This window comes from Listeria grandensis (genome assembly GCF_014322885.1).
Taxonomy (GTDB): Bacteria; Bacillota; Bacilli; order Lactobacillales; family Listeriaceae; genus Listeria_A; species Listeria_A grandensis.
Window position 1 is genome coordinate 31208 of sequence record NZ_JAASUG010000009.1, and the last position, 24659, is coordinate 55866.

Consider the following 24659-nt stretch of genomic DNA (forward strand, 5'->3'; position numbering starts at 1 on the left):
TCGATTTTTTATGCTAGTTTGATTGTTTTTTCAGATGTTTCGTATGTTTTTGTCCCTGATTCGTGTTGTTTATGCCAGATGACTTCGTAGTTCGCCAAGCCTTCTGTGTGAACCGTGATTTCGGAATTGTTATTTTGGACGCGGATGGTTGCTTTTGGCGTACCGTTTGCTTGATAAATCACGGTTTCTGCGCACGCGTCCGCCGTTTCAAAACCGTATACGTGGATCGTCGGATTTTCCGCATAATCGTATTCCGCGTGGTCATCCTGTGAACCGCACACGATAATGCTGTTTTCCTTCGCCAAAAGCGGGAAGCTCATGTAATCGTGATGCTCGCTCACCCATGTGCCGCCGTCGTACACTGCATCAGTCAGAATATTTGTCCACTTGCCTTTTGGAAGGTAAAACTCGGCGCGACCTTCGTCATTGAAAATTGGTGCTACGAGGAGATTCTCACCTAACATGTATTGTCGGTCAAGCGTCGCGGCAGCTGGATCTTCCATATAAGAAAGCACCATCGGACGCATCATGGGCATACCATCTTGATGCGCCATCACGGCTTGCTTGAACAAGTACGGCATCAGACGCATTTTTAATTTCGTGAATTTCCGCGTCACATCCACCGCTTCTTCGTCGAAAATCCACGGTACGCGATACTCCACGTTTCCATGGTAACGACTATGCGATGATAGCAAGCCAAACTGTGTCCAACGCTTGTAAATATCCGGTGTCGCACCCTCTTCAAACCCGCCAATATCATGACTCCAAAAACCAAATCCAGACAGCATAAATGATAAGCCGCCACGTAACGATTCCGCCATCGAGCTATACGTAGAAAGGCAGTCACCGCCCCAATGAACCGGAAATTTTTGCGATCCGACTGTGGCCGATCTGGCGAATAGTACGGCTTCTTGCTCGCCTTTCTTCTCTTTCAACAGATCAAACACGACTTCATTGTAAATATACGCGTAATAGTTATGCATTTTTTCAGGATCGGAGCCGTCGAAATACTGCACATCGGTCGGGATTCGTTCGCCGAAATCCGTTTTGAACGCGTCCACGCCCATATCGATCAATACGCTCAACTTATCACGATACCACGCGCACGCTACCGGGTTCGTAAAGTCGACAATCGCTTGCCCACCTTGCCATAAATCCCACTGCCACACGGAGCCGTCTTTATTTTTGATGAAGTAGCCATGTTCCTTACCTTCCGCGAAAAGCGCCGACTTCTGCGCGATGTACGGATTAATCCAGACGCAGATCTTCAAACCCTTCGCCTTCAACTTCGCGAGCATTTTCTCAGGTTCCGGAAAAACACGACGATCCCATTCAAAATTGCACCACTCAAAATCCTTCATCCAAAAACAATCGAAATGGAACACATCCAGCGGAATATCCCGCTCTTTCATACCATCGATGAACGAATTCACGGTCTCTTCGTTGTAATCCGTACAAAAGGAAGTACTGAGCCATAGTCCGAAAGACCAAGCTGGCGGCAAGGCTGGTTTTCCCGTCAAATCCGTATACTTCCGCAAAATCTCTTCCATCGTTGGTCCATAAATAATCATGTACTCCAACGTCTCGCCGGCAACGCTAAATTGATTTTTCGACACGTGCTCCGAGCCAACTTCAAAGGACACACACTCGGGATGATTCACAAACACGCCGTAGCCTTTATTGCTCACGAAAAACGGAATATTCTTGTACGACTGATCACTACTCGTTCCGCCATCCTTATTCCAAATATCCACGGTTTGGCCATTCTTCACGAAATTCGTAAAGCGTTCGCCTAGCCCGTAAATATTTTCCCCAACACCAAGATCCAAGCGTTCCCGTATGTAATTTTGATCCGCGGAAGTGATGTAACCTTGCCCATTCACATCCGATTTCGTCAAAAACTGCTGCTTCCCGAAAAAGGACAGGGCATAGTTTTCTTTATCGATCTGAACTTCGAGATCTCCCGACTTGATTGTAATCGCTTTCTCGTTATCCGTCGTTTGTAGCGAAACCTGCTGTTCTTCCACATGAAACGCTGGGGACTTTCGATCGCCGCCATCGTGATGCTTCAACCGCACGGTGAACACATCTTCTCGTGGCGAACGGATCTCAGTCGTCATCAAACCAAGATTCAATGTATCTCCACGCGTTTTAATTTTTTTAAAAGGTGCGAAAATCGTCGCTGTATCCGCTTTCAATTCATAATCAAATACTTCTTTCGGATTTTGGATTTCAAAGCCTTCTTTTACAAGCCAAATCCCATCTGTAAATTTCATTTTTGTCCCTCCTTAGATTCGTTTAAGTTAGTTAGCATAACAAACCAACTAACATCATAATAATACGCCTCTTTCATTTTGTCAAGCGTTTTCTTCATAGACAAACAGGGCACTACACGCTACAATAAGTAGTAAGAATAAGGGGGTACTGCAATGTTTGCAAATCGAACTGGCATTAGAGAAACCAATGAGCGTACCGTTCTGAGCGTCATCCTAAATGAAGGACCTCTCTCACGTGCTCAGCTCTCTGAAAAAATTGGCCTAAACAAAGCTAGCGTTTCTGCCATCGTCAAAACACTGATCGATCAACAACTCATAAAAGAAGTCGGCATCGGCGAAAGTACCATCCAAGGTGGCCGCAAACCGATCATGCTTGAGCTCAACAAAGCAGCTGGCTTCGCGATTAGCGTCGATATTGGCCACGATTACATAGATACGATGGTTCACTACCTCGACGGCTCCACCCTAAAAAGAAAACTACTCCCGTTTCGCGTCGTCGAAAAAGCAACCATCACCGCTGATTTAGTCACCATTCTCCAAGAAATCACCGCCCAGCTTCCAGAATCACCTTTTGGCATTGTTGGTATGACGATCGCAATTCATGGCATCATCCACAATAATGCGATTGACTTCACGCCAGTTTATGACTTTTCCGATTTTCCGCTTGCCGAAGAGCTTGAGAAACATCTGGATTATCCGATTTTCCTAGAGAATGAAGCGAACCTACTCGCGCTTAGCGAACACGCCAAAAATAGTGACTTCAGCAACCTTGTCTGCATCAGTATTCACGCTGGCGTCGGCGCCGGTATTATTATGAACGACCAGCTTTACACCGGGGAAAACGGGCTCAGCGGCGAAATCGGCCACATGATCGTGCAAGTCAACGGAAATCCCTGTACTTGTGGCGGAAACGGTTGCCTCCAGACGTATAGTTCAGAAAAAGTACTTTTGGATACGTATCGTGAACTTTCAGGGAACAAAGAAGCGATTATTCCCGATGTTTATCGCGCCTATGCGAAGAACGACGCCCTTGCGACGAAGCTGATCAACAACATGATCGACTACTTAACGATTGCCGTCCACAACATCATTACGCTTTATAACCCGAGAGTTATTGCCATTCACAGCGAAATTAGTCGCCTCCTCCCTGATTTTCCAGAGAAAATCAAGCACAAGTTACCGCACCTCACATCAGCGAACATTCAGATGAAACACGCCAGTCTCGGTGAAGAAGCCATTCTATTCGGCGCCGCGGTAGTAACGATTGCGAATTTCTTAGAAGTACCAAGATTCGAATTAAAAAAATAAGCACACAAAAACCAAGTCGGGCAAAATGACTTGGCTCTTTGTGATGCTCTTTTAAACCATTTCTGGGTTTTTAAATAGTCCGCGCCACGTGCGCATCATGATGATGAGACACACCGTAAACGCGCCGACATCTGCCAGCGGGAAAGCATACCAAACTCCGTCCAAGCCCCAAAAATTCGGTAAAATGAGGAGTAGCGGAATCAGACAAATAATTTGGCGCATCAGCGAAATCACAAAGGAGATTCGCGCGCGACCAAGCGCTTGATACAAGCCACCGCAGACGATTTGGAAACCGATTGTAGGTGCTGCGAGCAAGACGATTTGCACGGCGTGTGCTCCGTCTTTTAGTAGTTGCTGATCGGTCGTAAAGACGCTGACCAGCAAATCTGGAAACAGCTCGACGACGGCAAATGCGACGAGCGACATCACCGTGGCTGCTACGATAGAAAGCTTCACGGCTTTTACGACCCGCTTATACTCGCGCGAACCGTAGTTAAATCCGACAATTGGTTGCATGCCTTGTGTCACGCCATTAATCGGCATAATCATGAAGGATGCGATGCGATTTGCGACGCCATACGCTGCAATTGCCATCGTCCCGCCATGAATATTGAGCATCCAGTTTACCGCGATCGATACGACACTTCCCGCGGACATCATGATAAACGACGGGAATCCAATCGCAACAATACTTCCCGACAATTTCCAATCAAGATGAAATCGGAGACCTTTTAGCGTCAGCGAACTTTTTCCGGATAGGAAGTAGATGAGTAGCCAAACCGCGCCAACCGCCTGCGCGATCAACGTCGCAAAAGCCGAGCCACGAATCCCCATATCCAGACCCATAATGAAAATTGGATTCAAAATCATATTCAAAACCGCCGAAATGATCATTGTCAACATCGCAATTTTGGCGTTCCCTTCCGAACGAACGATATTATTCATCGCCATCGCGAACGTTTGAAACACCGAACCCAGTAGCAAAATTTGCAGGAAATCCTTCGCGTATTGGTGAATCTCCGGTGTCGCGCCAAACATCGTTACGAGCGGATCAAGAAAAATAAACGTCACGATTGCCAGCAGTAAACTCGATATAATAACGAGCCAAATCACCTGATGGTACACTTTATTGGCCTCGTCTTGCTTTCCTGCGCCAAGTGCTCGCGAAATAATCGATGCCCCACCGATACCGAACATGGCGGCCATTGCCATCATGATCATCTGCACCGGAAAGGCAATCGAAAGTGCCGCTACACCTAACGATCCAACGCCACGCGCCACGAAAATCGTGTCAACAATATTGTACATGCCCATCACGAACATACCGATAAACGCCGGAACGGATAAACGCCACATCAGCGACCCAATTTTATCCTCGCCCAGTCGTTTGCTCTGTTCCTTCATTCCAAATCACCCGCCTCTTGGTAATTTTGCGCATTAGCCGACATTCGCAAGAGTAAATCGATCAACTGCTCCTTCTCCTCTTCCGAAAAATCTTGCGTCAAAATTCCTGACCATGTTTTCATTGTATCCTCGATAAGCGGCTGGACTTCCCTGCCTTTATCCGTCAAATAAACACGATGTTTGCGCTTGTCGGCTTGGTTCACTTCTCGTCGAATCATGCCTAGCTCTTCCAAGCGATGAAGGTGTCGCGCAACATTGGCCTTATCGACCATGAACCGTTTCACGATCTCATCCTGTGATAAACCATCGAACTCGTACAGCGTCGCAATGTAACGTAATTGTCCGACACCCAGTCCATATTTCTTTAACCGTTCTAACTTAAATGTATTTCCACACCGATTCACAATCGACATCGACTTTGCTATAATTTCGTATCTCTCTGTCATAATATCCTCTTTCTCAACCGCTAACTTGGTTGCGCAATCAACTTTATCCATTATAGCGAATATAGGTTCGATTCGCAATCAAATTTGACTTTGCCTTGTGGTTTTGACACAATAAATGAGTGGAAAGCGAGGCTATAATGATGCGAATAAAAAAACTAAAAGAACGATATCCCGATCTTACATATTCTGAAAAACCGTTGAAAGCAAACACGACACACCTCTTTTTCTATGAAAATCCATATTATTTTGCGATTCCAAAGAAAACGTTAACAACCGAAGAGCAACTGCTTTTACAAACCTTGTTTCAAGCGCCCACACCAACTTTCAAAAATGCAGGCTTAGAACAGTGGTATGCATTATTATTCACCCAAGAAGAAGTAACACTTGCCGCAAAGCCAGATGCTTACCGAATCATCCAATTCCAAATTCAGTCAGGCACACCAGCAAAAGCCACCTTAATCGAATGGCAAAAAGCTTTGACAAGTTTCTTCGCACAAGACGCCGAATTGCTCATGCTGACCGATGATTACGGCGTGATAATCGAAAAAGTCGCCGGTTCCTTGCTTGGTGAAGAAGAGCTCGATGCGATTGCGACAACGCTTGAAGGCGATTTCTACATGCGGGTCCATTTTTTCATGGGCTTGTTTCATCAGCAAAATTTATTGTTACGCGACTTGTTCGCCGAGGAACAACGACTGTTTCGGCAGAATTCCAATCACCTCGTACAAACCGTTGAATCTAACTGTCTGCCAATGATCGCCGAACAGCTCACGAACAGTTTATTAGCCCAACAAATCGGCCTCCTATTTGAAAAAGACGACGCGTGGGAGCCGCTCATTAAGGCACTTTGGGAGCAACAAGGAAACTTGAGCATGACGGCAAAATCCCTATTCATGCACCGCAACACGATTCAATATCGGATTGATAAGTTTCAGGAGCTGACGAATTTGTCGTTGCGAAAAACCGATGGATTGCTATTTGCTTATTTGAGTTGTCTGCTCTATGAAAACAGACATTGACGAAAAAAAGCCCTAGAGTTACCTCCTAGAACTTTAGTCATCGTGTCGTTCTCTGCTTTTTGGCTCAAATATGAAAAGTCCAATACCTAACAATACAATCCCGATAATTAATAGATACATCACATAGCCCCTTTTCGAAACAAATGCTAACACTTTTACTGTTTACCCTATTCGAAAAAATATATGCAAAAAAACGATGCTACTCCTAGAAATTAGAGTAAAATCGTTTTTTGTGGTTATACGATCATCAAGCGTTGGAAGAATTATAATGCAAGAGCATTTTTAAGAGAAGACCTGTCGTTTCTCTGTAGATGAACTAATACTTCTACGCCTGCCAATAAAAGAGGCTCTCCATGACAGAGAGCGCTCTTGCTAATACTTATTGAACAGCAGGGATCGGTTCTTGTAGCAAAATCCCTCCAGCTTTATCTTGATAAGTAACCAGCATTTCGATTAAATTGGAGTGCCAAATCGATACGCCCGCCTCGCCTGCCAATTCGCAAAACTGTTCAAAATCGATGTTGCCAGATTGGGCTTGTTTGACAGCGGCTTGAATTGCCTTCACTGAGCCGATTTCTGCGATGCTTTTTGGGACACCATTTAGTTTCGCTTCGACTTTTGTGCCGTCTATGTCATAGAACACGTACAGTCCGCTCGCCACGATGTAATCATATGCCACAACGCCTGCTGATTTAAATCCCTGCACTACTTTTGGAAAATCTCCAGCATTCGCTTCACTCGTCGCTACTTGCATGATGGTTTCTTCGGTTAACATGAACTCACCTTCCTACTCAAACGTCGTTGTACTAAATAGCATCTATTTTCTCCCTTTTCCGGTGGTGTGATAAACTCCTCTTCATTTTACTATGCCCACCACCAAAAAACAATACACCTTGCTAAATCAAAATAGAGACTGCGCAATACCCTAGCAATAGCGCCATTACAATGTTGAGCCCCCGCTTATGTTCCGCGAAAAGCTTGCTGAAAATAGAGCCGAACATCGCCCAACAACACGTGCCAGAAAAGCCAACAACCGTCAAAATCACGATAAATAAAGAAACTTGGAACATACCTGTGAAATAAGGTAAAACAAGCGTTGAAAAAGTCGTAATTCCGTATAAAATCACCTTTACATTCACAAACTGCATCACCATCCCCGCAAAGAAACAGTTCGGTTCTAATCGCACTTTGTTACCTTTAGAATTTTTAGGTTTATCTCGTAAAATCATCCACGCTAGCCATAAAATATATGCTGCTCCGATAAAACGCATAAACGGTTCAATCGTCGGGATAATATCATATAAAGCTGCACTAAAAATCGCGGATGCCAGCACAACGACGAAAAATCCAGCTAAAACACCTAAACAAAACCGAAAACTCTTTTTAAAGCCGTCATTACTTGCGTTGGTCATTGCCATGATATTATTTGGCCCCGGCGTGTATGCTGTCAGGAATATATAAGATAAAAACGCTGCTACATTGAACATATTCTTTACCTCCTTCTCTGCGGATGTTATAATACACAAAAAGGATATTATAACGTTCATACAGTATACAATACATTACGTGCGTTATATTGTCAACATCGTAAAAGGAGCAGTCTATGGATAATATCAGTGCCATTGTCTCAGAAAATTTAAAATTAGCCCGTCAAAAAAAACGTCTCAGCCTCGATGAACTCGCGAAACTCACTGGGGTCAGTAAGAGTATGCTTGGTCAAATTGAGCGCGGAGACGTGAATCCTACCATTTCTACGCTTTGGAAAATCGCGAATGGGTTGAAAGTTTCTTTTACAGAACTTGTTACGAAGCCCAAAATTGACTATGAAGTGATCGATCGAAAATCCCGTGAACCACTTATTGCTGATGACGGGAAATGCCGTAACTATCCAATGTTTACGTTCGATAGCGAGCGCCGCTTTGAAACATATTATTTGGAGATTGATCCCGATGGAAGGCTAGAATCCACACCACATCCAGATGGTACGGAAGAATTTATCACGGTTTTTTCCGGAGAACTCGTTATTATGACAAACGGACAACAACTAAACGCCAAGGATGGCGACTCGATTCGTTTTAAAGCCGATCAAGAGCATGTCTATACCAACGCAAGTTCCGACATCTGCCGCCTCAGCATGATTATTTACTATCCCAACTAACGACAAAAGGAACCACTCCGTTTTTGATGTCCTATCAGATCCATCAAAAGGGAGTGATTCCTCATGTTATATAATCCACGCGCGTAAAATAGCTACTCGTTCGCTTGTGCCGACATTCCTTATTCTAAATTTCTCCACTTGCGCAGGGATAACGAAAGTTTCTACATAATGTACTTCAAACGCTTCAAATGCATGATCCACGCTCTCTACAACGACCTTATCTCCTTCCACTAGATTCAACATGTTCACCGTTTTTTCCGAATTATCGTAATCCACAAAATCAGTAAACCAATCCCGTTCCGTCCTGATTTGCTCTGTTTTATATAAGCCGGTATGTTCTTTTTTATGCGTATCCGTCTCTTTTAACACCTCGAAATGGTTCACTAAGTTATCCGCTACCCATCCTTCTGATCGATTCCAGTTAATCACTTTTTCACCGTGATCGAGGTGAACCGGACGCGGCTTTCCGTCTAGCCCTAACCGTCCCCAATCCCATAGCTTGAACGTGAAAATATACGCGCATAAACTTATTTCAAGTACCATCGAATTCGCTCCTGAACAATGTATCGTGCCTGACGGTATTAAGAAATGATCATGTTTCTTAGCCGGAAAAGTGCGGATATATTCGGGCACATCCATTTCACCCGAACCATTTTGCGCCGCGTTCAGTGCCGATAATAACGCATCAGGCCGCACCTCATCTCTCACACCTAAGTAAACGACCGCATCCGCTTTTGCATCCAATAAATAATAGCTTTCCTCTTGTGTGTAGTCCATCCCGAACTGCTTTTTAATGTACTCTTTGTCTGGATGCACTTGCAGGCTCAAGTTCTGCCCACCCATCGTGTCTAAAAAGTCAAAACGAATCGGCAATTCTGCTCCAAATCGGCTAAAGACCAATTCTCCTAGTAGCTGCATTGGATATTTCAGTACCACATTAATGCCTGGCGTCTCAATCCGCGTATCTCCAAACTGTAAATACAAACTATTCTCCTCTGCAACCCCATCAAACGCCCACGCAAAATTCTCACGGCTTGCATCAAGGCCCAGCTTCTCCTTCATCCACTGTCCGCCCCATACACCAGGATCAAAATATGGCACAAATCGAAACGGACCTTGTAACGTCTGCTCCAAACCTGCACAATAATCGTCCCAACGCACCATTTTAGGCATATCTAAGGTATTATCATCCACATAATAATCAATCTTCGGAAACAGGTCGACCTTCAACTGATCCGCAGCGCGCCAGTCCAAAAAGAACCCTCTTTTATATTTCCGCAAAATATCCTCTGCAACATTCGTATCATTCCAATTTCCCATCTCACCAGAGCGCATCCGTTGCTGAATTTCCCAGCGCGCCACGTCCACATAAGCCATGACATCCGCATCTGCGGCTAAGCTCGCTCCAGTTCCAAAAACAATCGTCAACCCACTTCCCGTAGTTGCAACTTCTTCCTGCAAAGCCCGCAACTTCTCTTTGTGATAATAATCCTCAATCTTAATCGCAGCCATCCGTCCAAAAACCCGATCTTCCGTAATCAGCATCTCGAATTTCGCGGCAATCTCGGCACCACTCAAAGCAAAATCATCCGCACAAATGATCGTCGCATCTTTAAAATATTCCTCCAATGCCTGTCTTAGTTTCCCCACACGAGCTCCCGGATAAAGCTCTACGGCAAGTATTGTCTTCTTTTTTGAAAGTTTAATCGCGGCACTTGAAAGTTCTGAAAAAATAGCTGTAAATCCTGTCCACGTGGTAAAGTCCCCCTTCACTTTCGTTGTCGGACAATGATTATATGTCGTTTGATTGGTAGTCAATCACGACGCCTCCTTCCCTTCATGCCTTCAGTATAAGAATATAAAGCGCTTTCCACAATACTTTTACCAAATAGCGAAAACCATTTCCGCCGTACGAAAAAAACCTTACCTAAACGCTCATTCTTTTTTACGTATCCTCATTCTTTTTCTTAAAATAAGGTCTTGACCGCGAGATTTTAGAAGCAATCGTTTCATCATACGTACTGGCATACACAGAGTAAATGATATCCATTACGTGTAACATCTCAATACGCGATGCCGCCGCAACATAGCCTTCTGGATGCTCAATTTGGGCCACTGTAATATTGCATTCGGCCACTTGCGCCAAACTGTTATCTTCTTCTGACGTAAAAGAAATCGTATACGCCCCTAATTGTTTTGCGATCTCGAGCGCTGTTGTCACCTCTTTTGTTTCCCCGCTATACGAAATCCCGACGGCAACACAACCAGCTTCCGACTGTTGCGCCTGTGAAATTTGAATATGGGAATCCGCAAAAGCACTCGTATTTTTCCCCGCGCGCAAAAACCGATACGAAAAGTCTTGCGCCACGAGATTCGATATGCCACAACCATAAAAATCAATCCGTTCCGCCTCATATAAAATCTTCGCCAAATCCGTTACCAACTCCGAGTCTAAAAACTGGACGCTTTTTATCATCCCGTTGATCGTCAAATTTGTGATGACCTCGCCAATCTCAATAGCCGCCTTATTCGGATAAATATAGCCGCGATTATACACTTCCTGCTTCTCAAAAAACCATTTATGTAGATTCAGTACTAAATCTTGTTTAAAATCGGTGTATCCTCTATAACCAAGTTTCTTGCACATCCGCACAATCGTTGCTGGACTTGTAAAACATTCATTCGCGAGCTGCGTAATATGCATTGTTTTTACCGTTTCCGCATTTGTTACAATGTATTTGGCAATGTCTTGATACGATCCCATCGACTGTTTGGCTAACGCTTGCAACTGTACAATACCAGATTTCATAGCTAACACTCCTTTCGTCATATCATCATTATACAGCAAATATCCCCGTAATTATTTCAAAAATAACCACGGAGATACCGTACCTCACTTGAAAACAAGCTATAGCCTCAACTTCCCAATTTCTTTTAAAATAAATTCGCAAAAGATCGAGTTCGACCAAGAGAACCATTCTCGCGTATATACACTCGGATCGTCTGCCAAAAACCCTTCATGCGTCAGATCCGTTCCAGCATCCGTCGTTTCGAACAAAGCTAACAGTTCCTGACACTCGCATACCTCAGTAGACGTCAAACCTTGGATTGCAAGCCCCATATGCCAAACGTAACCAGGTGGAGTATGCGGGCTCCCTAAACCTTTTGCAGCCTTTCCTTCAAAGTAATAACGATTAGCCGCTGATAAGGAAAAACGGCGCGTATTTTGATAAATCGGATCATCTGTCTCGCAATATTTTATATACGGCAAAGACAACAAGCTCGGCACGCCAGTATCGTCCATCAAATTATAGTTGCCTAAACCATCTACTTCATAGGCATAAATCGCGCCATATGTCGGATGTTCGATGATTCCAAACTGCGCAATACCTTCCTCAACCTGCGTTCTAAGCTCCGTTATCGTCGCTAACAATTCATTTTCAGCTGGATAAAAAGCGTTTATAATCTCCTGCAAATAACCAAGAATCACGACTGCAAACATGTTGGCCGGCAGTAAATAACCATACTCACAAGCATCATCACTCGGACGAAAGCCAGACCAAATCATCCCTGTATAGCCGACCGCCGTTCCTCGCCCCTCATTCGGCAACGTATCTTGTTCCACACCATTATCACGGATAAAGAAATACTCCGAGCGCTCCTCGTGATGCTGTTCCGTGCGAAATACACGAATCACTTCCCTGACCGCTGCTAAAAAATCGTCATCAAATAAATCCGTCCGCTTCGTCTGTTTCCAGTAAAAATACGCGAGTTCCACCGGAAAACAAAGCGAATCCAACTCATATTTCCGCTCCCAACTCCAAGGATTTTGTCTCTCACTTTGATCAATAGCGCTCCAACAATTCCCATCAGCCGCAAAATTAAATGCGTTTGTGTATGGATCCAATAATATATAGCGGAATTGTTGTCGAATCACCGCTCCAATCACATCATACAATTTGCCACTCGGGTCATCCAGATTTAAAAATACGCGTAACTGTCCGCCGGAATCCCGCAACCACATAGCTGGAATGTCACCCGTAAACAAGAATGCCGAATCATCCTTCTTTTGCACAAGTGTGGACGTAATCGTGTTTAGCATACATTTTCGAAACATCCGTTGCAATTTTGCGGATAAATTAGTGTTTTTCAGCAGATTATCTACCGCTTTATCAATGATTTGAGCGAGCTCCGCGTTATCATTTGCCGCTTGTTTTAAAATATCATCCGTGATTTGTCGCAACCGCAGATACGTATCGTCACCCATCAACTCTTTGTCCAGACTCGTATTTTTCAGTATTTCCTTATCCAAAAGATCACCATTCCCTTCATTTGACAAGCATCGCAGCACCGTAAAGTCCTGCATCGTCTCCTAAACTTGCGACCTTTAATTGAATTGTTTCTTTCATTGTGCTGTATACCTGCTCTGCTACGATCCCGTGAAGCGCCTCCACTAACCATGGATGATGTAAAATAACCGCGCCTCCCAGTACGAAAACTTCGGGGTCAATGACTTGAATAATCGATGTTATCGCCGCTCCAAAATGCTGTAACCAGTTAGCCATCACGCGTTTTGCATCGGCGTCTCCATCACCATATTTTGCAAATAAATCCGCTGCCGTCTTGTCCTCACCAAACAAATGCTTACTTTCTCTGCGCAAAGCACTGCCGCTGCACAAGTGCTCTAGCGTACCATTTTCACAGCTCGCATCCACAATCATATTACCGACTTCTGACGCATGCTGATGACTTCCCGCGAACAGCTTGCCGCCCTCAACGAAGCCGCCACCAACGCCCGTACTCACGGTGATATACTGCACACTACTGTAACCTGCTCCCGCTCCGATTTTAGCCTCTGCCAAGGCTGCTACTTTCGCATCGTTCATTAGAAAAACGGGTCTCCCCGAGTGACTGGCAAGCTCCGCTCGAATCGCAAAACCGTGCCACCCAGACAGGTTCGGTGCATCCAGAATGATTCCTCTATCCACATCAAGTGGTCCTGGCGCGCCAATTCCAATCCCTACTGCCTGACGTTCTGGATCAACCAACGCTATCATAGCCACCAATTTTTCAAGCGCCTGTGCAGGTCCCAGAGTCGCTTCTGTTCTCATTTGTTCACGCGCTACTAATTGACTCGCCGCATCGAACAATCCAACTCGCATATTTGTTGCTCCAATATCTATACCAATCCGGTACATGTCTCTACACTCCTCTTAGATATACATCGATAAGAATCCTTGATTATAGGACTTGCAGACATCGATTGCAGCATCCGCCTGATTTGACTGCACCGTCGCCAGCGTATATCGGAACTCGTAAAATCCCGCTAAATCGACTTTAAAATTGGTTTCCCAAAAATTGTTCATGACCCAGACGTAAAGTGGTTCTTCATTTTTCAAGATTTCGCCTTGTCCTGTTAGCTCAATCAAATGATGCGCAAGATCACCCAATACTAATAGCGGCGTATCTTTTACAGCGACAATAAGCGATTTCTCCTCGCCGACATAAGCCGCGCCTTCTTGCACCAAGTAAAATTCCTGATTAGTGCCTGGTAACTGGTCTATTCCTGGGCGCACAAGACATCCTGCTTTATCAAAATATAGTTCCTCGGTCGCGCCCGTCGTGAATGGGAACGAGATGTATAAATTTTCTGGGTCCCAGATGCTGTCCTTATGCAAACGTAGCGTGACATCGATTTTTGGCGTGTCTCTGTAAATCTTCATATGGATTTCATACATTTGTGTTCCTGCGAGGTCATACGTAAATACAACGGTTGCACTCACCTCGCCCGCCTCCGCTACTTTGATATCTCGTAATTCGGATACGTAGCGCTTCGTTCCTACTTTTTTGCGATTTCGTCCCATGGAATGACGTACTTCCCATGCATCTGGCTCCGTTTCTGTGCGTTCATAAATGCCTGTAAATGGCGCATGTACCATGTTATCGCGAAGCAATGAGCGCCCATCTAACTTATCAATCATCGACGCAATTCCACTCGTTTCATCAAAAGTCATCGAATAAAATCTCGTCTCTACTTGATGCGCGTTGACCCGTAAGCCTTCTTGCCAACCGTCATACATAATATCATTCACTTTATCCACCGCTAAGTAACGATACTTTTCTTGATGCAAATCTTTTTTAGGCCGAATGCGCAAAATCCGTTCTTCCAAAGCGCCCAACTCTATGACAACGTCAACTTCTTTCGCCCGTGCAATATTCCGAACTTGCGACGGTAATACTTTTCCAGTTTGCTCGTCGACTACTTCGATATTTTGCAGTAACATGTCTACCGCGACGCCTTCAACGTCTTCCCAATGCTCGATATACAAACATACACTATCCGTTCGCGCCACCTTCTGCGGGTTAATTACTTTAAATAATTTCTCCCGATCAGGCCGAATGCTCACTTCTCCTTTTTCAGCTAAAATCGTATCCAATTTCAGCGATGCCAACTGATTTGCGCGGATTGCATAGGCTGACTTTCTGAAATCTAAATCATTGACCAGCGTCTCCCAAGGTTCTGTCACGGATGAGGAATAGCCCCACGTATGCTCTGCGTACAGCGCCAATTCATACTCTACTTCATCCACATACGCCTGATCCTCTGCCACCACGTCTGGCGCCAACTGTTTACCGATATGATATTTCCGCTGGGCATCTTTATAATGCTTCACAACCGCAGGCGTAGAGCCAACGCCATCCGCCCACCAATCGTTCCAATCTCCACGATACACCGGCAACTCACTCACCTGTTCCCGCAAAATTTCGAAAAAGTGGTTTAGCGTGATCATCTCGATCTTGATTTCTTCGCCGTGCAAGTCATTCCAAGCCTTCACGCGCTCCAAAATACGACCATTCGGCGCGCCATTATCCGTACTCATCCCAGAAATCATCACCGGCACAAAATTGTATTCATATTCTGGATCATTATCCAAGCTCTCGATATACTTGAAAATCCGTTCTTCGGCAACTTGAAAATCAGCCACTGCAGCCTTCTCATTATAACGATCCTCGAGTAAATACGTAATGCCATGATTGGGCACTAGACATAACTCATTTCCCATATGATAGTGATCCGACACCCAAGTCAAAACACGTTCGCCGCTCGGGCCTTCCCACCAAAAACCGTGATGCTTTTTACCAAGTGGATACATGCCGTGATGCGTATGGATACAGCTAAATAAATTCTCAATTCCATTGCGTGCTAGTGCATCGGCGTAACCCCACGAATAGCCGTTAATATCTGCACTCATCGCTGAATCAAGCGGTACTGCCAACCGGTCCGCATACGCCTTTCCCTGCGCCAATTTATGATTCAAAACATCATTATCCACAAGTTCCGTCATGTTTAAATAATTGAGTGAAATATCAATCAACCCCGCCTGGACATAGCGTTCAAAGCAAGCAATATTATCTGGACTACTGTTCGCAAGGAAGTTCTCCACCTGCCAATAATTTTCACAAACCCACCGAAACCCTTCCCATTCCGGACGCTTCCCTTGTTCAATCTCTGTTAAAATATCAATCGCTTGCTGAATAAAATCGACATGGTATCGCTTCAACTTTTCTTGACGCTCCGTGTAGCCAATATCCGTATGCGAATGATGCAGTAAGTATAGCGTCCATTTTTTTGATACACTCATTTTTCATAACACTCCTTATTTTGTAGTGACGATAAATCCTTTTTCCAAATGTCGATGTGATAAGACAAATAAAATAATGGTGGGAATCGAAACGATGATCGCTGCTAGTAAAATTGGCGGAACTTTCTGTATCGTAGCGCCTCCGAGTAAGGATACCGCTGCCATAACCGGGCGCGCCGTTTCTGATTTCGCTAAGGTCATCCCGAATAATAAATCGCTCCAAATCCAGGTGAACTGGAATAAAAATACGGCGGCAAGCGGGGCACGAGCCATTGGCATATAGATTTTCCGGAAGATATAGAAATCCGATGCACCGTCAATCCTTGCACTTTCTAACATTTCTTTGGAAACTCCCATCAAGAAATTCCGCAATACGAACACACTAAACGGAATAATTAAAGCTGCATAAATAAGAATCATGCCCACCCGCGTATCGTACAGCCCCACCTTATTATAAGCTTTAAAAATCGGAATCAGATACACTTGAAACGGAAAAATCGTCCCGCTATAAATCACAAAAAACCACAGCAAGCCATGCTTAATTTTAAGTGTTTCGATGGCATAAGCCGCTAGAGCCGCCATAATAATACCGAGTCCACCGCCAAGCGCGCCGTAAATCATACTATTAATGAAACCCGAACCAAGCTGAATTTGTTGCGTTAAGTACGTCCAGTTTTCTGCAATCGAAAATGATTGTGGTAAATCCCAGAAGTTCCCCATGCTGTACTCTGCTGAACTTTTCACAGCGTTGACGATGACGTAAAGAAACGGGAAAATCCAGATAAGCGCCAAGATAATAAGGATGATATTAATGGTCCACTTCCCAAGTCCAGCGTGTTTTGCTTGCATCATAATTAATGGCTCCCTTCTTTAACAAATGTCTTTCTTAAGTAGACAATAGAGATGATGAGTATAATCACTGATAGCATGACAGCAATGGCGGACCCCATACCTAAATGATTGTTCGAAAAAGACTCCTTGTACATCGTAACAGCCAACGTTTCGGAAGTCCGATATGGTCCACCACCAGTCATGATCCAGATACTATCAAATGTCTTGAAGCTATTCACTAATGACATGAGTACAACGACGATAATGGTCGGTTTTAGCAACGGCAAAATGATTTTGGTATATAAGTCAAACCCTGAGGCTCCTTCCAATTTTGCCGCTTCGATTGGTTCTGTTGGCATATTCACCAAACCGATAATAAAGAGTAGCATGTTCATCCCAATCCCTTGCCAAATCCCAGCCCCGATCATCACACCAGTGTTGACATACGGGATATTCAGCCAGTTTTTATCCAAATCTTCAAAACCCATCATGCCTAAAAGCTGTGGCAAGCCATACATCGATAACAGGCTGGTCATGATGAGACCTACAATAACCCCAGAAACCGCATTCGGAAAATAAAATAAATTTTTGAATAAGGTCGCAAAGGAACTTTTTGTAATAGCGATGGCGAAAAGGAGGGGGAGCACAACAGGAATAATAAGCCCCGCGGCCACCCAAACCAGCGTATTAATACAAGACAATAAGAAGTTCTTATCTTGGAAAACAGCAATATAATTATCAAAACCTACAAATTTAAAATCTCCTAAACCGCTCCAATCTGTAAAACTAATAACCAGCGTAAAAAGCATCGATAAAATACAAAAACAGAATACAAAGAGTACCGCTGGGGCAATATATAAATAGGCTTTCAAATCACGTCTTCTTACATTTGGCTTTGCTTGCAAACTCATACGGGTCACACCCTTCCTAATAAACTCCTTGGAAAGCAGAAGAAGCTATATCCGACTCTTCTGCTTTGTGCTATTATTTAAATGCCTTATCGGCCGCTTTTTGAATCGTGTTTAATGTATCGTCAATCATTGCATCTGTTGGACTGTAGAAAAACTTCCACAATTCATCTGTGGCAACGTTCACGACTTCAATCGGTGTGGCCTCATAGTAGCGAACCATTACAGAGTATTTATTAGTATCCGCTGCTTCCTTAACAAAACCGCCATTTACCGGATCATCTGACTTGGTTTTATTAGTATTAATGACTCCTGCCTCATCTACAAAGATCTGTTGAACATCTTTTTTATAAAAACTTTGTAGTACCTTTTTCGCATCTGCGCTTTGTTTACTTTTTTTAGAAACAACGATGGGGGCTGCTTCAAAGAAAATGACTTTTTTCTGATCTGCGGTCACGGATGGGGCAACAAATACGTCAAAATCTTTCCCTGGCTCCATATTGTATTCTTTTTTCAATGTTGTTGATGTGACGGTTGGTTCGTATATCATCGCGCTTTTATCTGTAGAGAACATTTTCACTTGTGATGCTGGATCGACCGGCTCACCAAAGTAGCCTTTTTTAATCATCTTTTGCCACATCTTCATTACCTTTTCCATTTCGGGATCTGTGTATTTAATCGTGCCATTCGTTAGCCCGACATATAGATCAGGATTATAACTAGCAATCAATGTTTGGAACCATAGGAAACTTGCCCAAGGGTCATTTTTTAGACCGATCGGATCTATCTTATTGGCTTTTAATGTGTCACATACTTTGATGAAATCATCCCACGTTTCTGGTATTTTTAGATTGTACTTATCAAAGAGGTGTTTATTGTATAAAATACCGTTATATAACACGCTAAACGGTGCGGCATAGACTTTTCCATCGATTGTAAAGGCATCTGCAAGCCCTGGATTAACGCCTTCTTTTTCATAGTATGCTTTCCATTCCTTGGATAGGTCGACCACCAAATCGTTGTCCACTAGTTTTTTTAGCTTATCGCCACTCCACCATGTGAATAAACCCGGTGCTTTCTCGCTATCCAATGATTGCTGGATCGTCGTTTCATATGCTGTTACTTCTGTGTATCCTACCGTTTTGTAGCCTACGCCGCCGTCATCTTTAATTTTGTCAGACATAGAATTTAGAATCCCGACATTTTCTCCCCCTTTATCGGTATAAAACTCCACTCCTGAGCTTGAAGAATCTCCTCCTCCACAACTAGCTAAAAGCATGAGAACTGTTATTATACAACTGATTGATATAATTTTTTTCATCCTAAAACGCTCCTTTTTTATTAGTTTACATGAAAATTTAATTAAAAATTCCTATTTTTTAGACTCCTTTTTTCAAAATTGCTAATTTTAGGAATTATTATCCTTCACTCATTTGTTATTTTCATTATAAGGATATACAAATAATCTTGCAAGCGGTTGCAGATATTTCGAAAATGGTTTTCGATTGACGAAAAAAAATTGGCTGGTATGGAGACGATACTGCACCGAATCCACGCCAGCCAATCAATGGCTTTCTACTATTTAACATAAGTTTGAAAGTTACAGCTGAAATACTTTTTGAACCATCGCTAGTGACAATTTCGATGTATCGCTAACGAGTTCATCTGTTCCGATGAGTCCAGTTCCGACACCAATTGCTTTCATGCCAGCTGATTTGATAGCTTCAACACCGGCTTGAGCGTCTTCGATTCCAACGGCGTTTGCAGGCACTACGCCAAGTCCTGCCGCTGCAACTAAGAAGATTTCTGGATCTGGCTTCGAATGTGTGATTTTTGCTGCGTCTGCTAGGTAGTCGAAGCTATCCGTTAAGCCAAGTGCCGCCAGAACCATTGGGGCATTTTTAGAAACGGAAGCTAAGGCGATTTTCAAGTTTGCCGCGCGAATTGCGTCTAGTAATGGCTTGATACCCGGCAAAATATCTGCTGGTGACAAGTCTTTTAACAACTCCACATAATGCGCATTCTTTTTCGTCGCTAATGCTTCTTTTTCAGCGATTGTGAAATCTTGTTCGCGCCCACCTTTCGTTAAAATTAAGTCGAGCGAGTCCATCCGACTAATGCCTTTTAGCGTCTCATTGAACGCCTCGTCGATCTCGATATCAATCTCTGCCGCGAGTTGTTTCCATGCCAAATAATGAAAATGTGCGCTATCTGTGATGACCCCATCCAAATCAAAAATTACTGCTTCTAATTGTTTCACCGTACTCTCCCTTTCAGCAGAACTGCCACGTTTCGGGCCGTCCGTTCAATATTTTCACGCGTTTGCGGCAAAATGTCTTCCAAGCTCCCAGCTGTTGCAATCGTTGGGAATACGGCATCGATTTTCGAATAAACCGCGTCAATTCCCTCTCCAATACTGCCGCAAATCCCGATGACCGTCGCATTTTCCGGTGCACAGTTTGCTACACCGATTGGCGCTTTACCAAAGACCGTCTGAGCGTCCATACGCCCTTCACCAACCAAGATAATATCCGCATCAGCGCACACTTCTTTCATCCGCAGTTCACGTAAAACAAGCTCGATACCTGGCTCAAATTTAGCACCTGCAAACAGCATCAATCCTGCGCCCATTCCGCCTCCAGCACCGCTTCCTGGCAAATCACGAACATCTTGTTTGAAAATGGAATAGAAACCGTGCATCGCGTTATCGATATGGGGAATCCTATCCTGCGGTAAACCTTTTTGCGGACCAAAAATCGTCGCCGCCCCATTTTCACCGCACAGTGGATTTTCTACGTCCGCCGCAATTCGAATCGTCGCTTTAGATAGTCGTGGATCAAGGTTTGTCAGGGAAACCGAGCTAATCGCGCTCAAATTCGCACCAATTGCCGTCACATTCTCCCCACGCAAATTATAAAAACGCGCGCCCAGCGCTTCCGCCATACCAATTCCGCCATCATGAGTGGCACTTCCACCAACTCCAATCACGATCTCACTTACCTTAGCGTCCAAAGCATGCAACACCAATTCGCCGACACCTGCCGTGCTCATCGCTAGCGGATCACGTTTCTCTGCGGGCACCAAATGTAGTCCACACGCCTCCGCCATTTCGATGAAAGCCCGCGTCCGATCCGCACTAAATGCCATTTTTGCGGTTACCATCTCGCCTAGCGGTCCCGTCACACGCACATCCTCCGTAACGCCACCAGAAGCCTGCGCCAGAATCGCGATGGTTCCCTCTCCGCCATCACCCACAGGTAAAAGCTGATAATCCGCATCAGGAAATACAGTCGCAAATCCCGTCTGGATCGCCTCTGCTACCTCCTGTGCCGTTAAACTTTCCTTATATGAATCGGGGGCAATGACAATTTTCATGAAAACTCTTCCTTCCAAAATTTAAATTTCTAGTCCTGTCGTCATACAATGTTTTTCACCAAAAATGTGAATCTGAATTGGCGCTGTCGTCTCTTTTGTCACGCGAATTTTATCCGATTCCAATTCAATTTCCAAGCGCTCCCCATGCCACACAAACGAAAATGCCAAGCGCTTCCATTCAGCCGGTAGTCGCGGATTCAAATGCAGTTCGCCATCCGAAATCGCTACACCGCCAAATCCGAATATCGTGGACAACCAAATTGCGCCAAGCGACGCCGCATGCACACCTTCATCCGTCCCACCAGGAGCCGCCTCGAGATCAATCCGACATGCCTCTTCGAAAAAGCGATACGCCTTCTCCGTCTGACCAACCCGGTTCGCCACAATCGCATGAATCGCCTTACTCAGCGAAGAATCATGAATCGTGTGCGCCTCATAATAATCCAAATTCCGCGCCACAATTTCCTCGGCAAACAGGTTCGGCATCAAATAAAGCAACATCACCACATCCGCCTGCTTCAAAATCTGCATCTCGTTCACTTCCGCTCGCGAATAATCCAGCAAAATCGCCTGCGATCCCTGCTTCTCCTTATACCCCGTCAAATCAATCTCCGGTTTATCAAGAAACGTATCATCTTGCGGAATCAACTTCGCCTCGTTTGGCTGCGGCAAATAAATTTTTCGTAAAAATGCCTCACACAAATCATAAAACGCCGTATGCTTCTGACCGTATTTCGCCATAAAGCGCAACGTTTGATACACATTCTCATGCGCCAAATAATTCGTATAAGCATTATTATCCACATGTTCCGTATACTCATCAGGACCGATTACATCTAATATAACATATTTCCCCTGCTTTAATACAGCCCTACTCAACCAAAACCGCGCTGTTTCCTGCAAAATTTGCAACCCATCATGCTCCATAAATAGTTCATCTTGGCTCGCCTCATAATAGTTGACCACAGCATGCGCAACATCCGCCACAATATGGTGTTCCGCAAGGGCTGACGCCACCTTTTGACGCTTCCCAGTGCGAACGTTAATCGCCGCAAATTCAGGCGTCTCTTCCTCTCCACTAAACGCGCTCTCCCAAGGAAATAATGCCCCTTGATAGCCATTTTTGACTGCTTTCGCGCGTGCCTGTTCCAGATGAAGATAGCGATAACGCAACAACTTCCGCGCTTTTTCCGGATGATTATACAAATGAAACGGCGCAATAAAAATCTCCGTATCCCAGAACACATGCCCTTTGTAACCTTCACCCGTCAGCCCTTTCGCCCCAACGCTAAAACGCTCATCATGAGCCGGTGTCATCGCTTCCAAATGATACGCCGCAAAATCAAGCGCCAACTGATCAAACGTGTTTTCCGATGTCACCTCAACCCGATAATCCTGCCAAAATTTCTGCCAAGAAACGCGCGATTCCGCCAAAGCATCGTCATAGCTCTTCGCCTCGCGAATCTCGCCGAGCCCAAATTCAGCCGGATTCTCCGTCTCCAAACTCGTCGCGATGACGCTTACCTTTTCCAACGAAAACGGCTCGTTCTCTACCAAACTCTGATTCACCGTCACGAGCAACTGCCGATTCTTCGCTGCAAAACTACCTGGCGCGCTAATCATCGACGTCACCGCTAAATCTTGCCCACTTTGCGTCGTCACATAATCGCCCTGCATCCACGTCTCACTAAACACACGAAGCGATTTTTCCACCAAATGTTGCGTTCCGAAATTCGTCTGTTGCCCATCAATCCCCGTCCGAATCCGCACATCCGCGTCACCCGACAGGCTCGTAATCTCAACCTTCGCATACACCTTATGTAATTCCTTCTTACTGACAAAGCGTTTCAAACAAAGCCCGAACCGTTTCCCATTCGGATGTTGCCAAACCAATTCGCGACACACCTCACCCGTCGCCAAATCAAAAACCCGCTCAAAATCCTGAACTTCCCCACGATGCATTGAGAAATTCACACCATCAATTTCAAACTCAAACCGCGTCACATCAGGCAAATTCACTAAATCAGAACTCACTTGCCCCTGCGCTTTATTATAAATTCCCGCCACAAACATGCCACGCGTCTGCTCCGGATAATCTTCCTCAAATCCTCCGCGAATCCCCATATAACCGTTCCCAGTCATCATCAAACTCGCATACGTATCGAAATAATGCAGATCTATTCTACTCTCCCGTAACACACTGATTCTACTCATAAATATACACTCTCACCTTTTTCTGCTGATTCGTAAATCGCCTCAATCAAACGCTGAACCTGATAACCCTGCTCCGCGTCCGCCACCATCACATCCGCACCAAGCACCCGATCCACAAACGCCTGCATACTTTTTGCATGTCGCTCCTCGTCCGCCGTTTCGTTTTTCAAAATCGTGACCAATTCGCCAGCCCGATCCGTGTAAATCTCCGCTGGAAACAACGTCGCACCAGCCTCATCTCCGAAAAATTCCACATTCAAAACCGAACTTTCCTTCATCTGCAATACAAAAGAAGTCTCCAATTGCAACAAGCCACCATTTTCAAACTCAATAAACGCAAAAACCGCGTCCTCCACATCATATTTCGTAGGATCCCACGTTCCAAACGTTCCTTCCGACTTCTTTGTCCCAATTTTTTGAAACATTTTGGCAGTGACCTTCTTGACCTGTGGAAAGTCTAGCACGTACATCGCCGCGTCTAACATGTGAATCCCAATATCGATTAGCGGGCCGCCACCTTGCAACGCCTTATTCGTGAACGAGCCCCAACCAGGAACTCCCGAACGGCGTAGCGCCTTGGCTTTTGTCATGTAAACTTCGCCTAGCACACCATCCTTATAAGCCTGCTTCACCTCGCGCATATCCGTCGCAAACCGATGATGAAAATCATACGCTAAGACAAGATGCTGTTTCGCCGCCAAATCACGCATCTGCTGCGCCTCATTCGCCGTCATCGCAGGCGGTTTCTCACACATAACCGCAGCACCATGCGATAGCGCCAACATCACATTATCAAAATGAAACCGATTCGGCGTACAAATACTCACCATATCCGGTTTCTCCGTCTCAAACATCTCCGCCGCATCCACGTAACTACGCGCAAAACCATTCTGTTCCGCAAAATCCCGCGCACGCCCCGCATCCGGGTCCACCACCGCGACCAGCTCTAGCTCCTGCGTCCGCGTCTTATAATACGCCGCATGCACCTTCTCCGCAACCTGCCCCGCACCAATAATCGCTACTTTTTTCACGTCTTACTTCCCCCCTTGAAATACTGCCTCCAAAATCGGATTTTAG

Annotated in this window: 20 protein-coding genes; 3 read left to right on the forward strand and 17 right to left on the reverse strand. The window is 44.8% G+C overall.

The features are described 5' to 3' along the window. Positions 1-8 precede the first annotated feature (8 nt). Positions 9-2276 carry an alpha-xylosidase gene (gene yicI, locus HCJ54_RS12100; RefSeq protein ID WP_187137831.1) on the reverse strand — a complete coding sequence of 756 codons (2268 nt, stop codon included), beginning with the start codon at positions 2274-2276 and terminating at the stop codon, positions 9-11. Between the two features lie 153 nt (positions 2277-2429). On the opposite strand from yicI, the gene HCJ54_RS12105 reads away from it, so the two are divergent. Next, a complete protein-coding gene (locus HCJ54_RS12105; RefSeq protein WP_187137832.1) occupies positions 2430-3584 on the forward strand; it encodes an ROK family transcriptional regulator in 1155 nt (384 codons plus the stop codon). A 51-nt stretch (positions 3585-3635) separates the two neighbouring features. Here HCJ54_RS12105 and HCJ54_RS12110 read toward each other — a convergent pair whose 3' ends face one another. Beyond that, positions 3636-4988 carry an MATE family efflux transporter gene (locus HCJ54_RS12110; protein WP_185409720.1) on the reverse strand — a complete coding sequence of 451 codons (1353 nt, stop codon included), beginning with the start codon at positions 4986-4988 and terminating at the stop codon, positions 3636-3638. Then, positions 4985-5434, reverse strand: coding sequence for a MarR family winged helix-turn-helix transcriptional regulator (locus HCJ54_RS12115; RefSeq protein ID WP_187137833.1), 450 nt, complete (start codon positions 5432-5434; stop codon positions 4985-4987). Before HCJ54_RS12115 ends, HCJ54_RS12110 begins: the two co-directional genes overlap by 4 nt. A 140-nt stretch (positions 5435-5574) precedes the next feature. On the opposite strand from HCJ54_RS12115, the gene HCJ54_RS12120 reads away from it, so the two are divergent. Continuing rightward, positions 5575-6453, forward strand: a complete 879-nt coding sequence (locus HCJ54_RS12120; protein ID WP_187137888.1) for a helix-turn-helix domain-containing protein — start codon at positions 5575-5577, stop codon at positions 6451-6453. A 379-nt stretch (positions 6454-6832) separates the two neighbouring features. Here the strand turns inward: HCJ54_RS12120 and HCJ54_RS12125 are convergent, their stop codons facing one another. Together HCJ54_RS12125 and HCJ54_RS12130 are read right to left on the reverse strand one after the other, a co-directional pair. Then, on the reverse strand, positions 6833-7228 hold the full coding sequence (locus HCJ54_RS12125; RefSeq protein WP_187137834.1) for a DUF1398 domain-containing protein: 396 nt from the start codon (positions 7226-7228) through the stop codon (positions 6833-6835). Between the two features lie 121 nt (positions 7229-7349). After that, on the reverse strand, positions 7350-7940 hold the full coding sequence (locus HCJ54_RS12130) for a LysE family transporter (RefSeq protein WP_187137835.1): 591 nt from the start codon (positions 7938-7940) through the stop codon (positions 7350-7352). Between the two features lie 116 nt (positions 7941-8056). Between HCJ54_RS12130 and HCJ54_RS12135 the strand changes: the two genes are divergently transcribed. Next, positions 8057-8611: a helix-turn-helix domain-containing protein gene (locus HCJ54_RS12135; protein ID WP_036066554.1), complete on the forward strand. Its 555-nt coding sequence runs from the start codon at positions 8057-8059 to the stop codon at positions 8609-8611. A gap of 66 nt (positions 8612-8677) precedes the next feature. Here the strand turns inward: HCJ54_RS12135 and HCJ54_RS12140 are convergent, their stop codons facing one another. The 12 genes from HCJ54_RS12140 to HCJ54_RS12195 all read right to left on the reverse strand — a co-directional run bounded on the left by HCJ54_RS12140 (position 8678) and on the right by HCJ54_RS12195 (position 24613). Next, on the reverse strand, positions 8678-10429 hold the full coding sequence (locus HCJ54_RS12140) for a class I mannose-6-phosphate isomerase (RefSeq protein ID WP_187137836.1): 1752 nt from the start codon (positions 10427-10429) through the stop codon (positions 8678-8680). Between the two features lie 127 nt (positions 10430-10556). Then, positions 10557-11420: a MurR/RpiR family transcriptional regulator gene (locus HCJ54_RS12145; protein ID WP_185409844.1), complete on the reverse strand. Its 864-nt coding sequence runs from the start codon at positions 11418-11420 to the stop codon at positions 10557-10559. Positions 11421-11519: 99 nt separating this feature from the next. Then, positions 11520-12977, reverse strand: a complete 1458-nt coding sequence (locus HCJ54_RS12150) for a glycoside hydrolase family 125 protein (RefSeq protein ID WP_244966950.1) — start codon at positions 12975-12977, stop codon at positions 11520-11522. After that, positions 12940-13809: an ROK family protein gene (locus tag HCJ54_RS12155; protein WP_187137837.1), complete on the reverse strand. Its 870-nt coding sequence runs from the start codon at positions 13807-13809 to the stop codon at positions 12940-12942. Before HCJ54_RS12155 ends, HCJ54_RS12150 begins: the two co-directional genes overlap by 38 nt. Positions 13810-13824: 15 nt before the next feature. Next, the gene (locus HCJ54_RS12160) at positions 13825-16254 is read right to left on the reverse strand and encodes a glycoside hydrolase family 38 N-terminal domain-containing protein (protein WP_187137838.1); all 2430 of its coding nucleotides are present in this window, start codon (positions 16252-16254) and stop codon (positions 13825-13827) included. 15 nt (positions 16255-16269) lie between these two features. Beyond that, positions 16270-17106 (reverse strand): carbohydrate ABC transporter permease, encoded by an 837-nt coding sequence (locus tag HCJ54_RS12165; RefSeq protein ID WP_187137839.1) that lies wholly within the window; start codon positions 17104-17106, stop codon positions 16270-16272. A gap of 2 nt (positions 17107-17108) precedes the next feature. Next, complete coding sequence (locus tag HCJ54_RS12170; RefSeq protein WP_187137840.1) at positions 17109-17996, reverse strand: carbohydrate ABC transporter permease; 888 nt, start codon at positions 17994-17996, stop codon at positions 17109-17111. A gap of 73 nt (positions 17997-18069) precedes the next feature. After that, the gene (locus HCJ54_RS12175; protein WP_244966951.1) at positions 18070-19176 is read right to left on the reverse strand and encodes an ABC transporter substrate-binding protein; all 1107 of its coding nucleotides are present in this window, start codon (positions 19174-19176) and stop codon (positions 18070-18072) included. Positions 19177-19593: 417 nt separating this feature from the next. Next, on the reverse strand, positions 19594-20253 hold the full coding sequence (gene pgmB / locus HCJ54_RS12180; RefSeq protein ID WP_187137842.1) for a beta-phosphoglucomutase: 660 nt from the start codon (positions 20251-20253) through the stop codon (positions 19594-19596). Then, positions 20250-21368, reverse strand: coding sequence for a glycerate kinase (locus tag HCJ54_RS12185; RefSeq protein ID WP_187137843.1), 1119 nt, complete (start codon positions 21366-21368; stop codon positions 20250-20252). The genes pgmB and HCJ54_RS12185 overlap by 4 nt, the downstream gene beginning before the upstream one ends. A 21-nt stretch (positions 21369-21389) precedes the next feature. Continuing rightward, positions 21390-23573 (reverse strand): glycoside hydrolase family 65 protein, encoded by a 2184-nt coding sequence (locus tag HCJ54_RS12190; RefSeq protein WP_425324808.1) that lies wholly within the window; start codon positions 23571-23573, stop codon positions 21390-21392. A gap of 5 nt (positions 23574-23578) precedes the next feature. After that, entirely contained in the window at positions 23579-24613 is a 1035-nt protein-coding gene (locus tag HCJ54_RS12195; protein WP_187137845.1) for a Gfo/Idh/MocA family oxidoreductase, read from the reverse strand. Positions 24614-24659 lie beyond the last annotated feature (46 nt).

What these genes read in the sequence shown, in the direction of transcription:
- HCJ54_RS12115 (WP_187137833.1), bottom strand. Translation starts at nt 5,434, where the DNA reads ATGACAGAGAGATACGAAATTATAGCAAAGTCGATGTCGATTGTGAAT.
- HCJ54_RS12160 (WP_187137838.1), bottom strand. Translation starts at nt 16,254, where the DNA reads ATGAGTGTATCAAAAAAATGGACGCTATACTTACTGCATCATTCGCAT.
- HCJ54_RS12165 (WP_187137839.1), bottom strand. Translation starts at nt 17,106, where the DNA reads ATGATGCAAGCAAAACACGCTGGACTTGGGAAGTGGACCATTAATATC.
- HCJ54_RS12130 (WP_187137835.1), bottom strand. Translation starts at nt 7,940, where the DNA reads ATGTTCAATGTAGCAGCGTTTTTATCTTATATATTCCTGACAGCATAC.
- yicI (WP_187137831.1), bottom strand. Translation starts at nt 2,276, where the DNA reads ATGAAATTTACAGATGGGATTTGGCTTGTAAAAGAAGGCTTTGAAATC.
- HCJ54_RS12170 (WP_187137840.1), bottom strand. Translation starts at nt 17,996, where the DNA reads ATGAGTTTGCAAGCAAAGCCAAATGTAAGAAGACGTGATTTGAAAGCC.
- HCJ54_RS12110 (WP_185409720.1), bottom strand. Translation starts at nt 4,988, where the DNA reads ATGAAGGAACAGAGCAAACGACTGGGCGAGGATAAAATTGGGTCGCTG.
- HCJ54_RS12155 (WP_187137837.1), bottom strand. Translation starts at nt 13,809, where the DNA reads ATGTACCGGATTGGTATAGATATTGGAGCAACAAATATGCGAGTTGGA.
- HCJ54_RS12105 (WP_187137832.1), top strand. Translation starts at nt 2,430, where the DNA reads ATGTTTGCAAATCGAACTGGCATTAGAGAAACCAATGAGCGTACCGTT.
- HCJ54_RS12175 (WP_244966951.1), bottom strand. Translation starts at nt 19,176, where the DNA reads ATGTCTGACAAAATTAAAGATGACGGCGGCGTAGGCTACAAAACGGTA.
- HCJ54_RS12135 (WP_036066554.1), top strand. Translation starts at nt 8,057, where the DNA reads ATGGATAATATCAGTGCCATTGTCTCAGAAAATTTAAAATTAGCCCGT.
- HCJ54_RS12185 (WP_187137843.1), bottom strand. Translation starts at nt 21,368, where the DNA reads ATGAAAATTGTCATTGCCCCCGATTCATATAAGGAAAGTTTAACGGCA.
- HCJ54_RS12120 (WP_187137888.1), top strand. Translation starts at nt 5,575, where the DNA reads ATGCGAATAAAAAAACTAAAAGAACGATATCCCGATCTTACATATTCT.
- HCJ54_RS12150 (WP_244966950.1), bottom strand. Translation starts at nt 12,977, where the DNA reads ATGCAGGACTTTACGGTGCTGCGATGCTTGTCAAATGAAGGGAATGGT.
- HCJ54_RS12125 (WP_187137834.1), bottom strand. Translation starts at nt 7,228, where the DNA reads ATGTTAACCGAAGAAACCATCATGCAAGTAGCGACGAGTGAAGCGAAT.
- HCJ54_RS12145 (WP_185409844.1), bottom strand. Translation starts at nt 11,420, where the DNA reads ATGAAATCTGGTATTGTACAGTTGCAAGCGTTAGCCAAACAGTCGATG.